Source organism: Siphonobacter sp. SORGH_AS_1065, assembly GCF_030818595.1.
Classification (GTDB): Bacteria; Bacteroidota; Bacteroidia; order Cytophagales; family Spirosomataceae; genus Siphonobacter.
Genome location: NZ_JAUTAM010000006.1, coordinates 120657 through 134568, shown reverse-complemented (window position 1 = coordinate 134568; position 13912 = coordinate 120657). Strand labels below are relative to the sequence as shown.

The 13912-nt window shown below is 46.9% G+C and carries 10 protein-coding genes; 1 reads left to right on the top strand and 9 read right to left on the bottom strand.

Annotated elements, in window-relative coordinates; translation table 11 throughout:
* Positions 1-37: 37 nt before the first annotated feature.
* From QE390_RS21250 to QE390_RS21210, 9 genes are all read right to left on the bottom strand, one after another.
* Positions 38-505, bottom strand: a complete 468-nt coding sequence (locus QE390_RS21250; RefSeq protein ID WP_307143739.1) for an ATP-binding protein — start codon at positions 503-505, stop codon at positions 38-40.
* A complete protein-coding gene (locus tag QE390_RS21245) occupies positions 489-2528 on the bottom strand; it encodes a PAS domain S-box protein (RefSeq protein WP_307143738.1) in 2040 nt (679 codons plus the stop codon). Before QE390_RS21245 ends, QE390_RS21250 begins: the two co-directional genes overlap by 17 nt.
* A 440-nt stretch (positions 2529-2968) precedes the next feature.
* A complete protein-coding gene (locus QE390_RS21240; protein ID WP_307143737.1) occupies positions 2969-3241 on the bottom strand; it encodes a hypothetical protein in 273 nt (90 codons plus the stop codon).
* Positions 3242-3247: 6 nt separating this feature from the next.
* Entirely contained in the window at positions 3248-4576 is a 1329-nt protein-coding gene (locus QE390_RS21235; protein WP_106638117.1) for a hemolysin family protein, read from the bottom strand.
* Positions 4577-4588: 12 nt separating this feature from the next.
* Positions 4589-5494: an ankyrin repeat domain-containing protein gene (locus tag QE390_RS21230; RefSeq protein WP_106638118.1), complete on the bottom strand. Its 906-nt coding sequence runs from the start codon at positions 5492-5494 to the stop codon at positions 4589-4591.
* Between the two features lie 205 nt (positions 5495-5699).
* Positions 5700-7166: an efflux transporter outer membrane subunit gene (locus QE390_RS21225; protein ID WP_373424567.1), complete on the bottom strand. Its 1467-nt coding sequence runs from the start codon at positions 7164-7166 to the stop codon at positions 5700-5702.
* A complete protein-coding gene (locus QE390_RS21220) occupies positions 7150-10314 on the bottom strand; it encodes an efflux RND transporter permease subunit (RefSeq protein WP_307143735.1) in 3165 nt (1054 codons plus the stop codon). Before QE390_RS21220 ends, QE390_RS21225 begins: the two co-directional genes overlap by 17 nt.
* A gap of 15 nt (positions 10315-10329) precedes the next feature.
* Complete coding sequence (locus QE390_RS21215; protein ID WP_307143734.1) at positions 10330-11475, bottom strand: efflux RND transporter periplasmic adaptor subunit; 1146 nt, start codon at positions 11473-11475, stop codon at positions 10330-10332.
* A gap of 155 nt (positions 11476-11630) precedes the next feature.
* Positions 11631-12035 carry a hypothetical protein gene (locus QE390_RS21210; RefSeq protein WP_232793811.1) on the bottom strand — a complete coding sequence of 135 codons (405 nt, stop codon included), beginning with the start codon at positions 12033-12035 and terminating at the stop codon, positions 11631-11633.
* Between the two features lie 658 nt (positions 12036-12693).
* Here QE390_RS21210 and QE390_RS21205 point away from each other — a divergent pair.
* A complete protein-coding gene (locus tag QE390_RS21205) occupies positions 12694-13797 on the top strand; it encodes a Fic family protein (RefSeq protein ID WP_307143733.1) in 1104 nt (367 codons plus the stop codon).
* The last annotated feature ends 115 nt before the right edge of the window (positions 13798-13912 follow it).

Here is a 13912-nt window from a genome sequence, read left to right as displayed (position 1 = left end):
GTGAAAGGGCTTCTTGGGTAGTAAAAGCTATGACAAGTTACGCCTCGGGTAAATACACCGTAAATGTTGATCCTTGATTCACCTTGCTGCTTGCCGTGATGTACCCACCGTGGTTCTCTATTACCTGCTGGCAAATCGCCAGTCCGATTCCGGTTCCTGGGAAGGTATCTTTCGTATGAAGCCGTTGAAAAACCAGAAAAATTCGGTCGGCGTATTTTTCATCAAAACCAATTCCCTGATCCACAACTGTGATTTCGTGGAAAATGCTGGCCGGACTCATAATTTTATAGGTTGACGGCAGCATACTTCGTTCGACCAGGCGATGGTTCACAGCAATCGTTACCTGCTCTCCCTCAGGACTAAACTTAAGGGCGTTGGAAAGCAAGTTCAAAAAGAGTTGATATAATTGGTTTTCATCTCCTTTGACTATGGGTAAATCGTCTAACCTGATTTGAGCATTTTTTTCCTGAATCGCCAGGGAAAGCGAATCAAGTACGCTTGCCATGACGGTATTGAGCGGAACCGAATAAAACTCCTGTTGACGGGTAGTAACTCGGGAATAATTTAAACAGATCATTAATCAGACGGGACATGTTTTGGGCGGCTACATTAATCCGGTCAATGAGATGCTGCGTATCCGAATTTAACTGACCCTCCGTTCGATCTGACAGTAATGAGCTGAAGGTTTGAATTTTACGTAGGGGCTCCTGTAAATCGTGACTGGCTACGTAAGCAAACTGTTGCAGATTATCATTAGATCGTTTTAGTTCATGATTGGATTGGGTAAGCTCCAACGTACGTTCCTGTACCAGGTTTTCCAGAGCAAGCTGAGCCGACCTAATCTGGGTAACATCCTGACTGAATCCAAACAGCGACACGGCGTTACCTTTTTCATCAAATTGCATCTGGCCTTTGGAGTGAAGTATATAGACCTGACCCGAATGCTTATTTTTTAATCGGTATTCCACTTCAAGCCCACCCCCCGACGAGACGTCAAATGCTCTGCTATAGGCTGCTTCAAAAGCAGGTAAGTCTTCGGGTAGGATAGCGGCAATGGCATCGCTGAGTGTCAACGGGTCAGGGCTGCCTACCCAATCCGTTATGCGTTGCGAAAAATCGGAAGTCTGAGTCGCTATGTCCACCTTCCAGATCCCTAGTTGTGATAAATCAATGGCGTTTTGAAGAGCCTGACGCGTTTGTTCGTAGTTCTGTCGTAAAATTACATCCTCGGTTACATCGATGGCCACATTCAGAATGGCATATACTTCACCATTCAGATCACGAATGGGCTGGTAGGTAAAATCGAAGTAAAACGTCTTTAGCTCTCCGTACATCACCAGGTCAGCTCGCATGCCCTTGGCAGAATAAGCCTTACCCGTGGTATAGACCTGGTCAAGCAACTGTAAGAAAGCCTGATTTTTTAATTCGGGTAATAACTCTTCAATCCGCTTGCCTTGCACTGCCTTGCCCTTGCCCCAAAACTGAATCATGAGCTCATTGGCAATTTCAATTTTCATCTCCCTTCCGGTATACAGGCCAAGAGCAATGGGAGATTGTTCCAGTAAGGATCGAAAGCGACTTTCACTGGCCTCTAAAGCCCGTTGAGACCGAAGCTGTTCCGTAATGTTCATGCAAAAGTTCACAATACTGACTTTGCCATCGGCCTCGCAGACAGGCTCAAAACTTACATAATAATGGGCTGTTTCGGGTTTTCCATCTTTCAGGAGTTGAACGGAAAGATCCGGGGTAGCAAACCGTTGTTTGGTTCGAACAACGGTATCAAGAATTTCCTTTAAACCCTGACGCGTTAACTCTGGCAACGTTTTCAGATAGGATTGACCCTGGATCTCAAGGGCTGTGTGACCACCCATTTCAGCAATCCGGTCATTAACTAATTCAAACACATAGTCTTCGCCACTCAATAAACCCAGGCCAATAGGAGCGTGCCGGAGAACGGTTTCAAAACGTTTCTGGCTCGTTAATAAAGCGGCATTTTCCTCCTTTAATCTTCGCTCGCTTTCTTCCAGATCAAGGGTTTTCTTGCGAAGTTCCAGAAGCCTCATGACCTGTTTGGAAAGCGTTTTTAAGGCAGAAATCTGGGTGGGTAATAACGTTTTCGTTTGGCGATCAATCACGCATAAAGAGCCCAATACCATCCCATTTTCGTCAACCAGGGGGGCTCCGGCGTAGAAAACAATGTGAGGGTCGCTTACTACTAATGGATTTTCTGCGAAACGATGATCCGTTCGGGCATCTTCTACAATCAATGTTTCCGAAGGCTGGTCGATCGCGTGAGCACAAAACGAGTGCTCACGAGGGGTTTCACGAACGTCCAGGCCCCGATTGGATTTGAACCACTGCCGATGTTCATCTACCAGACTGATTAAGGCGATGGGAGTCTGACAGATTTCGGCGGCTAGCTGAGTAATATCTTCATAGTCCTGCTCGGGTAAAGTATCAAGAATGGCATAGCTTTTCAACGTTTCCACTCGCTTTAATTCATCCGTAGCATTCAAGGAGCTTGACATGGGTACATTAAATCAGATTTGTAATGAAGTAAACCCGAAATTATAGATATTGTTAACAATTAATAGTAGAGCTGTAGTCCCTGTTCTTTTCTAGTGTTTTCATTCACCTGCTTTGCGTAAAAAATTCGCATTTATAACTAATAAAACATGAATAGACAATAGAGGTATTTAAAGTTATTCTACGACAGCAATACGTAAGTTTTAAAAGATTGATTAGTAGTAAAATGCTAAAGTTAACTTGAAAAAGCTAATGTTTTCCATCAAGTAATCGTCTGGCTAAATTAAATGCTCGGCCCGATTATAGGGATGGTAAACGAACTTCATTTCGAGGAAGTGAGGCTTTGTTTCGAATAGAGCATGGGCTCATAGCTTTTACTACTATAAAGAAACTGCCTTTAAGTTTTTTGCAGACGGTTTTGAAAGGCTGATGTTTCAAAAAATCATACCCGTTTTAACAAGTATAATACCAGCAGAATTACCATTTCCAGACCATAGATCACAATCAATGGAATGAGGTAGAACTCATTGATAACATCTAGGAAATAATATAACCCCAGGGTAACGGAGAAGCAAAATCCCAGCATTAAAAATGCCGGGATCGTGATTTTTTTATTCTGGTGATATTTATTGACGATGTAAACCAGTAGTAATCCCTGAATGAACAGAAATATAAAAATGCACAGAGCCGTGCCAAATTGGTGAACAAACATCATAAGTTTCTATTCTTCATCTTCAGAGGGCTCATCGCCTAAATCGCGTAACTGCACCAAACCAATTGCGTTGTTTTCAATCGTGCTGATCAATACTTCATACCGATTGACCACGGTGGTCTGACCTACGGCGGGCAGTCTTCCAAAACGCTCCACTAATATACCCGCCAACGTTTCATATCCCGCTCGTTTCTGAATAGGCCGGGGCAGTAGAGGATTGACATCCAGCAGGGAAGTAGTGGCTTTAAGCTGATAGGTATCTTCCGTCAGCTTTTCTACCAGCGGACGCTCTTCATCCGATTCATCCTGAATTTCACCCACCAGTTCTTCCAGAATGTCCTCCATCGTAATTAACCCTTCGGTACCGCCGTATTCATTGATGACGACCGCCATCTGTTGCCGGCTTTGCTGAAATTCACGTAGTAACGGACGAATTCGCTTGGTAGAAGGCACGAAAAATGTTGGTTTGATCAGCGAACGAATATCCAGTTCCTTATCATCCTGGAGTTTGAGCAAGATCTCTTTCAGATACACAACTCCCAGAACGTGGTCGAGGTTTTCTTCGTAACAGGGAATGCGGGAATAATTTTCACTGATTACTTCCTGTAAAGTCTCGGCGGAAAATTCATTGACATCAATTCCGAAGATCTGCGTGCGGGGGGTCATGATCTGACGGACGCTACGTTCGGAAAACTGAAAAGCTTTTTCAACCAGCGTTAAATCAGAACCTTCGGTATGGTCTTCCTTCGATTCATAATCCTGCTGGCTTTGGTGAACGAGGTACTTTAACTCGTCAGCACTATGCACTTCTGAGCTATGGCTTACGGTGATACCAAAGGTCTTGAGCACGACAGCCGCAATGCCATTGAGAAGCCAGATTACTGGACGGAAAATGATAAAGAAAAATTGAAGCGGGTACGAAACGGCCATCGTTGTCTTTTCCGCCTGCTGAATCGCCAGCGACTTTGGAGCCAGTTCACCGAAAACAATGTGCAGAATGGTAATGACTGCAAAGGCAACGGGCAGGGCAATTTGATGAGCCAGCGTTTCATCAAGTTGCAGCCCAATGCTGTGCATAAACGCAATCAGAATTTTAGAAACGACCGGTTCACCAATCCATCCTAAACCCAAACTGGCTAAGGTAATCCCCAGCTGCGTAGCGGCCAGGTAACCGTCCAGATTGGAAAGAATACGCGTGGAAAGACGGGCAGCCGCATTTCCGGCCTGGGCTTTGAGTTCCAGTTGCGAAGCCCGGACTTTGACAATCGCAAACTCGGCGGCTACAAAAAAACCATTAAGTAGCACCAGCACCAGGGTAATTAAAAAATTGAGTAACATGGATGGGTTGAATTAATATCGGTTGAGATAATCTTGGTAATGTGCGGGATAAAGTAACTTAATTTTTTCCTGAATGGCCGGAGGAACCGGCTCGTTTCGATAATGAATGCCCTTTTGCGATAAAAAATCGACAACCTGCATCTTTTGTCGGTATTGTATCGACTCCATCGGGACTATTTTTTCTCTTAAAATATGTACCAGATATACTTTTTGACCACTTTCCATGTATTGGCTACGGTCGGCTACGAGGCGTTTGTAATCCGCTCCGTGTTCCAGTAAATACAAGGCTGTATCAAAATGGTTAAATTCAATGGCCCGCAACAATGGCGTTTTAGAATTCGGGTTTACATAGTTGATTTCGGCTCCGGCTTCCACCAAAACCTTAGCCTTTTCAACGGGATGTAAAGTCTGGGTAACATCTCCACAGGCAATCAACAGCGGCGTTTCCTTTTCAATGGTTCCATCCTGAATAGAAACTAGGGTTTCATCATTCGGATTTCCTTTATGGGCCAGTAGCAATTTAAGAATAACTGTATTATCGGCTTCCGGGTTTTGAAGTCGGGCCGCTTCGAGCATAGGAGACGAGCCATTGTAAGCCGTGTGGGCATTAGGATTGGCACCCGCTTCCAGCAAAGCCTGCGTTGCTTTAACCTGCCCTTTTTGTACGCTAATCATCAAAAGCGTTTGTCCGTAGCGGCGTTCGATGGTTTCCAGATCAAAGGTATTTTTTCGAATGAAATCCCGGATCTCGTCCATTTCTTCCGCATCCAATAGCTTCGCCAGCGGCCAGACCGCCGTATTTTTAAACAGTCGGTAATCTACCTGACTGTAATGACGATCTTCCCAAAATAAGTCACAGGAAGTAAGTCCCAGACCCAACAGGATAATCAATCCGTAAACAATCAGACGTTTAAACATGGGCTAAAGTTTGATTCTGTTTGAAAAGGTTTGATTCGTGGTTTGAGCGTTTGAATCTATTGGCTGATGTTAGCTGAAGATTTGAGAATGCGTTTAATTAAGTTTTGAAATCATGTGGTTTTAAAAGGTAACATGTATGAACCTGTCCCTCTCAAACCTTAATCAAACAAACTCAAACCCTCAAACCACGAATCAAACGCATCAACTAACGCCAGCCTCCGCCGAGTGCCCGGTAGAGATCTACGAGCGACAGGAACTGGGCCCGTTTGGTATTAATGAGCGATAATTCCGATTCCAGCACGGAACGTTGCGAAGTAATAACTTCCAGATACGTCGCATATCCCGTCGCAAACAGATTATCGGAAGTCCTGGCCGCCTGACGTAATACTGCCACTTCTTCGGTTTTGAAATCCGCTACGTTGCGGTAGTTTTCCAATCCTTTCAGGCTATTCACTACTTCCGAAACACCCGTCAAAACCGTTCGTTGGTACGTAATGAATGCTTCCTTGCTCTCGGCTTCTTCCACGCGTAGGTTTCCTTTCAGCAAACGGCGGTTAAAGATGGGAGCCGACAAGCCACCTACCAGCCCTGCGGCAACGGATTGCGGATTGGCCAGTACTCCTAACCGAAAGGCATTCAGTCCCAGGTAGGGAGTCAGATTCAGGGAAGGTAAAAATTCGGCTCGGGCTACTGCGACATCAATGTTAGAAGCTTCCAGTTCACGTTCGGCCTGCCGGATGTCGGGACGGCGGCTGATGAGCTGGCTCGGAATCCCCGCTACTACTGTTGATGGTAACTGCTGTTCCCGAATCGAAATCCCCCGAACAATGGGCTGTGGATAACGTCCCAGTAGAACATTAATCTGGTTTTCGGCTTCCTGAATCTGCTGACGCACACCGCCTTCCAACCCTTTCGTGTTGAGTAGCTGGGCTCTGAATTGCTGAACCGCAAGTTCAGTTACGCGTCCGGCTGCTTTTTGAACTTCCACCAGCTTGAGAGCCTGCTCCTGCAATTCGATGTTATCCTCAATGATTTCCAGCTCGGCATCCAGTGAGAGCAAGGTAAAATAAAGTCGGGCTACGTCGGATACCAGAGCTGTAACGATGTAATTACGTCCTTCTTCGCTCGCCAGCACGCGATTGTAAGCTGCCCGGCGACGGTTCCGTAATTTCCCCCAGATGTCGATTTCCCAGGAGCTACGCAAGCCAATGAAGTAATCGGGCGTTGGGTTGGGGATACGGCTGGAACCCGTTACATACTCCGAGAAATTGGTATCGTAGTTACCCACGCCATTGAGGGTATAACGACCAAAGCGATCCACCCCGATAGAGGCTACTGCGTCAACTCTGGGCAACAAAGCGGCATTGCTAATGCCATACTGAGCTCGCGTGCCTTCGATGCGTTGCAGGGCAATCCTAAGGTCTGGATTATTCGCCAAGGCGGTGTCAATCAGCGAAACCAGATTGGCATCCGTAAACAGGCGACGATAAGGGTCATTGGCAATACTGGCGGAATCGGAGCTGGCTTCACTCAAACTACCCGCGTAAGAGTCGGGCAGGGCCAACGAGGGAATGGCTGCCGGGGTATGGGCCACCCGGCAGGCACTCACACCCAACAAAACGGAACTGCCAACGAAAAGAGCGATAAACTGACTTTTAAGATTCATGAACATACGTACTTTCAGTGGGGGAAGAAACAACGTCTGATTTGGAGCCCATGCGTTCGCCTATTTTGGCGAAGATGACATACAGACCGGGGACGATTACCAGTCCAAACACGGTACCCACGAGCATACCACCCGCCGCTGCCGTACCAATGGAACGATTACCCAGGGCACCCGCACCCGTAGCAATACACAAGGGAATCAGACCGGCAATGAAGGCGAAGGAAGTCATCAGAATGGGTCGAAGACGGGTTACGGCACCTTCCATGGCGGCCTTCACAATACTCAGCCCTTCCCGCTGCCGCTGGCTGGCAAATTCTACGATCAGAATGGCATTTTTACCCAATAAACCAATAAGCATCACTAGGGCGACCTGGGCGTAAATGTTATTCTGTAAACCTGCTAGTTGCAGGCACAGGAATGAGCCGAAAATCCCGGTGGGTAAGGATAATAAAACGGGCAAGGGCAGTAACAGACTTTCGTATTGAGCGACCAGTAACAAATACACAAACAGCAGACATAGCATGAAAATGTAAATCGCCTGATTCCCCGAAAGTACCTCCTCACGCGACATCCCCGACCAGGCAAAGGAGTATCCTCTTGGTAACTTGGCCGCTACTTCTTCCACGGCTTTCAGGGCATCACCACTGCTGTATCCGGGAGCGGCATCGCCGTTGATCAGGGCCGAGGTATACATGTTGTAGCGAGTCAACTGCTCAGGGCCATATACCCGTTCCAGCCGGATGAAGTTGGAGTAAGGCACCATTTCGCCCTTGGCATTTTTCACGTGCATGTTCAGCACATCTTCGGGCTTGGTACGATACTCAGGCGAAGCCTGCACCATGACCTTGTACATTTGTCCGAAGCGGATGAAATTTGAGGCGTAAAAACTTCCCATCAGGGTTTGCAGCGTGCTCATGGCATTGTCTACCGAGATGCCTTTTTGAGCGGCTTTGTCGTAATCGACGTGCAACATGTACTGGGGGAAGCTAGGATCGAAGCTCGTAAACACCTGACCGATTTCTGGACGCTTATTGACTTCCGCCATAAAGTTTTCGGCTACTTTTTTAGTGGCCTGTAAATCACCTTTACCCGTACGATCTAGTAATCGTAATTCAAACCCGCTGGAGTTACCAAAGCCAGGAACGGTTGGGGGTGGGAAGTACTGAACACTGGCTCCCTGAATGTGTCGGGTCTGTTTTTCCAGATTCGCAATCACGTCATCCACGGTTTCCTTTCGTTTTTCCCAGCTTTTGAGGTTAACCATCGCCATGCCATAGGAAGAACCAGATCCATCCGTCATCAAGCTAAAACCAGCAAGGGTTGAGACATTTTCAACGGCGGACATTTTAGAAGCAACCTGCTGAATCTGATCCAATACTTCTTCGGTACGCTTTACGGTAGCTCCTGCGGGGGTGGTTACGTTTACATAAATCATGCCCTGATCTTCGGTAGGAATAAATCCACTCGGAAGAATCGTATTAATACCCCAGGTTCCGGCCACGAAAAGGGCGAGTAAACCCACGGTCACGACGCGACGACTGATGATGCGTTTGAGTAATCCCTGATAACGACCCGTCAGACGGTCAAAGCCCCGGTTGAAGCTGGCAAAAAATCGACCTAACCAGTTTTTACGGCTTTCCGCTGACGTATGCGGTTTTAGTAATAAGGCACACAAAGCAGGGGTTAAGGTAAGAGCGTTCAGACCCGAAATCAGAATGGCTACGGCCAGGGTTAAGGAAAACTGGCGGTAGAAAATCCCGACGGGACCGGAGAGAAAAGCCACGGGCACGAATACCGCCGACATGACCAATGTGATGGCAATCAAAGCCCCGCTGATTTCCCGCATGGCTGCAAACGTTGCCTGCCGGGGCGATAAATGCTCTTCCGCCATTTTTGCGTGAACGGCTTCCACGACGACAATCCCATCATCCACCACAATCCCGATGGCTAATACCAGAGCGAACAGCGTTAACAGGTTAATGGAGAAGCCAATCATGCTCATAAAAGCAAAGGCTCCAACCAGGGCTACCGGTACCACCAGGGCACAAATCAGGGTGGATCGCCAGTCCTGTAAGAAGAGGAATACGACAATAAATACCAGTACGAAAGCCTCAAAGAGCGTCCGAACAACTTCGTGAATAGACGCATCCAGGAATCGGGAAACGTCGTAGGCAAAGTTATAAGTCATGCCCGGCGGGAAGGTCTCTTGCTTCAGTTCCGCCATCCGGGTTTTTACGTTCTCGATGATCTCACGGGCGTTGGAACCGGGTCGCTGTTTCAGCATAATAGCTGCCGAAGGACGACCATCCGTTTTGGATAATACATCGTAATCCAGCGAGCCAAACTCTACATCGGCTACGTCTTTCAGGCGTAAAATCGAACCACTGGGATCGGCCCTGAGTACAATATTGCGGTATTGATCGGGCTCGAAAAACTTACCCGTATATTTCAAAACGTATTGTAACACCTGCGGAGCCCGGTCTGCACTTTCCCCGGCTTTTCCCGGAGCGGCCTCCACGTTTTGCTGACGAATGGCGTTAATGACTTCTTCGGGAGAAAGATTATAGGCCGTCAAACGATCCGGCTTTAACCATACCCGCATCGAATATTCACGGGAACCCATGATGTCAGCAAACCCTACGCCGTCAATTCGTTTGAGTTCAGCCAGAATATTAATATCCGCAAAATTGTAAATGAACTTCTCATCGACGGTAGAATCATCACTGAAAATATTCAGATACAATAACATACTGTTGACTTCCTTTTCCGTAATAACCCCGGCCTTGATGACCTCTTCGGGTAACTCATCGAGCACCGCCGTTACCCGGTTCTGTACGTTCATAGCCGCCAGATCGGGGTCGGTTCCTACTTCAAAAAAGATTTGAATCAGCGTGGTTCCATCGTTACCCGAAACGGAGTTCATGTACACCATGCCGGGTACACCGTTAATGGCCCGTTCGAGTGGAGTAGCCACCGCTTTGGTACACACTTCGGCGTTGGCTCCCGTGTATTTGGTGGTTACGGTAACCGATGGAGGAACAATATCAGGGAATTGAGTAACGGGTAATCCCGTCAGTGCCAGTACTCCCAGCAGTGTAATGACTACAGAAATGACCGACGATAACAGGGGCCGTTTAATGAATATATCAAACATAAAGTGGGGTTTAGATTACAGCACATGAGCAGATTGCTGCGTAACCGTTAGGCTATCGCTGGAAATGGGCTGGGGTGTGATTTCGTCCCCATCACGAACGTTCTGAATTCCTTCGAAAACAACCCGTTCGCCAGGCTGTAGGCCAGAATTAACAATGTAGTTTTTACCGACGCGACCGCGGGGAATGAAGCTGCGGGATTTGACTTTACCCGACTTGTCAACAATGTATACGTAATTTTTGTCCTGCACCTCAAATACCGCTTTCTGGGGTACGAGTAGAGCATCGGCAACCTGCGTACTGAGACGAATTTTACCCGAAGACCCGTGCTTGAGCAACTGCTTGGGATTGGCAAAACGAGCCCGGAAGGCAATCGTTCCTGACCCCCCTTCAAAGGTGCTTTCCATGACTTCAATATGGCCCCGAATGGGGTAAAGCGATTCATCGGCCAGTAGCATTTCTACTTCCTGACCACCTTTACCCAGCAGGTTGCGGTTGTTCTTGATGAAACTCAGGTATTCTCGTTCCGATACATCAAAATAGGCAAATACTTCCTGAATGTCGGAAACGGTAGTTAACAAAGCACCGGACTCAATCAGACTTCCCATTTTGAAAGGAATCCGGTTGATAACGCCATCGAAGGGGGCACGGATGTTTGCCTGGGTCAATCGTAAAGCCGCGGCTTCATGGGCGGCACGGGCTTCGTCGATCTGGGCCCGGGCCCCTTCGAGTTTAGCTTTAGCCAGTTCCATTTCTGAAGGCGAAACGACTTTGTTGTCTAATAACAATTTTACCCGTCCTACTTCGACTTCCGCCGTTTTTGCTTCGGCCTGAGCAATCTTCAGGGCTGCTTTTGCCTTGTCGGCTTCTACCTGATATTCGGCGGCGTTCAGGCTGAAAAGGATCTGCCCCTTATGCACCCGCTGGCCTTCATCGACGTGAATTTTTTCCAGAAAACCGGTTACCCGAGCTCTGATTTCAACGTTTCGAACGGCTTCGAGTGTGCTGACATATTCGCGTTGCAGTTGGGTAGGGCGGCGACTGATTTCTACGACGGGAAGGGTTAATTTTTCTTTGGGCTGATTGGTCTGGGCTTCTTTACTCTGGCAACCAGAGAGCCAAACGCCGATCAGCAAGGCGGAAACGCCTATGCTTTTTTTCATGAATACAAGTGGTGAATGGACTTATTAGCTGATTGAATCGTGTTGATTATCAGCTGATAAGATGATGAAGAAAGAAATTTGGAAATGCAATGAATAACGGATCGGTATGGATACACCGATTCGACCTTAACTCCTGAGAATTATGGAAAAAGAAATTACGCCTTGCGTTGGGGCGGAGGCGAAGAAATTTCCAGCATCCGACTTAGTAACTCGTCGGTGCGGTCTGGAATGAAAAGTGTAGGTAATACAATAACCGTTTCGACGGGAGGAAGAAGCCGAAAGGTAGGCGTGAAAAAGTAATCCTGATTGAGCTTGGTCAGATCACTATCCTCATCGGGTTCATCGTGCTCGGGGACCACGTTATCCAGGCCAAAGCCTTCTTCCAGCACGAACTCAATCAGACTTTCCATGTCATTAATGGTTGGGTCTTCATGCGTTTCTCCATCCTCTGAATAACACACGTTGCGATCGGGCGTATCAATGCTGAGGTTGATGACATGCAGTGCCATCAACAAACAAAACAATTGATAAAGGATCCAACTACGGTTTCTTTTCTTCATGGGATAGAGCTAAACCATGACGAAAGTAGGCAGAATTTAATGGTTATGGAAGAGAAATCGACATATTCTTAGAACGATTCCCTAAAATCCTATTCATGGAGACGGTTTTAATGATATTCTAATCGAGGTTAAAGCGAGGGGTTTTTAGGATTCTTTTCTGGGTTGTTTTTGGGATTTGTGATCCGATGTTTCCCCGGATTGCATCCGGGGCTATTCGTGTTGAACCCCGCTGGGGTTGATGTATATCTAATGCTCTTTCGGATTTACAATCCGAAAGCTGTTTGTTGAGGATTTGTAATCCGATGTTTCCCCGGATTGCATCCGGGGCTATTCATGTTAAACCCCGCTGGGGTTGATGTGAATCTAATGCTACAATCCTAAAGCTGTTTGTTAAGGATTTGTAATCCGATGTCGGGGCTATTTGTGCTGAACACCTCTGAGGTTGATGCGAGTCTTAGGAACAACGAGTCTTTTCAAAATCCTTATTTCGTTTGAGAGGATAGCGTATCAACTTCACCCAACATTCAAACGAAATCGAAGCTCAGACCCGATTATGATAGCCATGCGGCAAATAATGGGCTTAATATCCGCATTATTTGCGGATATTAGTTAAGCTTGCGGAGATTATGTAGTACATTCACCGCATAATTAGCGGAGAATGTATATCTATCAACAAAGAAACTGGCCTCACTTTTATTGGGATGAATCTCAAATCCTTAATACTCTGGCTGCTCTTCGACACAAACAGGGCCGATTAATTGGGAAAATGTCAACCCTGGGTTTTACGCTTCAGGAAGAAGCCATGCTACGGACTTTGACGTTGGAAGTATTAAAGACCAGTGAGATTGAAGGGGAGATTTTAGATTCAGATCAGGTTCGGTCGTCCATTGCCCGGCGACTAGGTATAGAGAGCTTCGGCCTGGTGAAGGCCGATCGCGACGTAGAGGGAGTCGTAGAAATGTTGCTGGATGCCACTCAAAAGTATACCGAGCCTTTAACGAAGGATCGGCTTTTCGGCTGGCACTCGGCTCTGTTTCCTACGGGGAGGAGCGGCATGTATAAAATTACGGTTGGCGACTGGCGGGGGGAAGGCGACGGCCCCATGCAGGTGGTTTCGGGCCCACTGGGACGGGAACACGTGCATTACGAAGCACCGGATTATGCGGTGATCGACCAGGAAATGGAGCAGTTTCTGGATTGGTTCAATCGCGAAGAACCCATCGATCCAGTTATAAAAGCGGCCATCGCCCATTTATGGTTTGTAACCATTCACCCGTTTGACGACGGCAACGGGCGGATTGCCCGAACGATCGCGGATTTACAGCTATCCCGGGCGGATGAAAGCGTTCAGCGGTTTTATAGCATGTCGGCTCAGATTCGGAAAGAACGAAACCGATACTACGAAATTCTCGAAAAAACGCAGAAAGGAGACCTGAACGTAACGGAATGGCTGGAGTGGTTTATGCAGTGTCTGGACCGGGCCATCGTGGCAACCGATGAAGTATTATCGAGTGTACTGACGAAAGCAAAATACTGGGAATGGTTCAAAAGCAAATCCATCAGCGAGCGACAAAAGTTAATGCTCAATAAATTAATGGATGGATTTGAAGGGAAATTAACTACTTCCAAATGGGCAAAAATTGCTAAATGTTCACAGGATACTGCTCTTCGCGATATCCAGAATTTAATGGAACAAGGCATCCTGAGCCAAGACGGTCCTGGCGGTAGAAGTACCAGTTATTACCTGGCTCCGGTGTTATGAAAATCAGTGAGAATCGTTGTTTATAATTTTTGGTATAAAAGAAGTTAATGAGTAATGAAAATATAATTGTTCACTAATGTAAAATCAAAACTTATACTGCTACTATCTTGATGAT

Excerpts from the sequence above, each read along its gene's own strand:
- QE390_RS21235 (WP_106638117.1), bottom strand. The coding sequence starts at position 4,576 with ATGTTACTCAATTTTTTAATTACCCTGGTGCTGGTGCTACTTAATGGT.
- QE390_RS21220 (WP_307143735.1), bottom strand. The coding sequence starts at position 10,314 with ATGTTTGATATATTCATTAAACGGCCCCTGTTATCGTCGGTCATTTCT.
- QE390_RS21225 (WP_373424567.1), bottom strand. The coding sequence starts at position 7,166 with ATGTTCATGAATCTTAAAAGTCAGTTTATCGCTCTTTTCGTTGGCAGT.
- QE390_RS21210 (WP_232793811.1), bottom strand. The coding sequence starts at position 12,035 with ATGAAGAAAAGAAACCGTAGTTGGATCCTTTATCAATTGTTTTGTTTG.
- QE390_RS21215 (WP_307143734.1), bottom strand. The coding sequence starts at position 11,475 with ATGAAAAAAAGCATAGGCGTTTCCGCCTTGCTGATCGGCGTTTGGCTC.
- QE390_RS21230 (WP_106638118.1), bottom strand. The coding sequence starts at position 5,494 with ATGTTTAAACGTCTGATTGTTTACGGATTGATTATCCTGTTGGGTCTG.
- QE390_RS21205 (WP_307143733.1), top strand. The coding sequence starts at position 12,694 with ATGTATATCTATCAACAAAGAAACTGGCCTCACTTTTATTGGGATGAA.
- QE390_RS21250 (WP_307143739.1), bottom strand. The coding sequence starts at position 505 with ATGGCAAGCGTACTTGATTCGCTTTCCCTGGCGATTCAGGAAAAAAAT.
- QE390_RS21245 (WP_307143738.1), bottom strand. The coding sequence starts at position 2,528 with ATGTCAAGCTCCTTGAATGCTACGGATGAATTAAAGCGAGTGGAAACG.
- QE390_RS21240 (WP_307143737.1), bottom strand. The coding sequence starts at position 3,241 with ATGATGTTTGTTCACCAATTTGGCACGGCTCTGTGCATTTTTATATTT.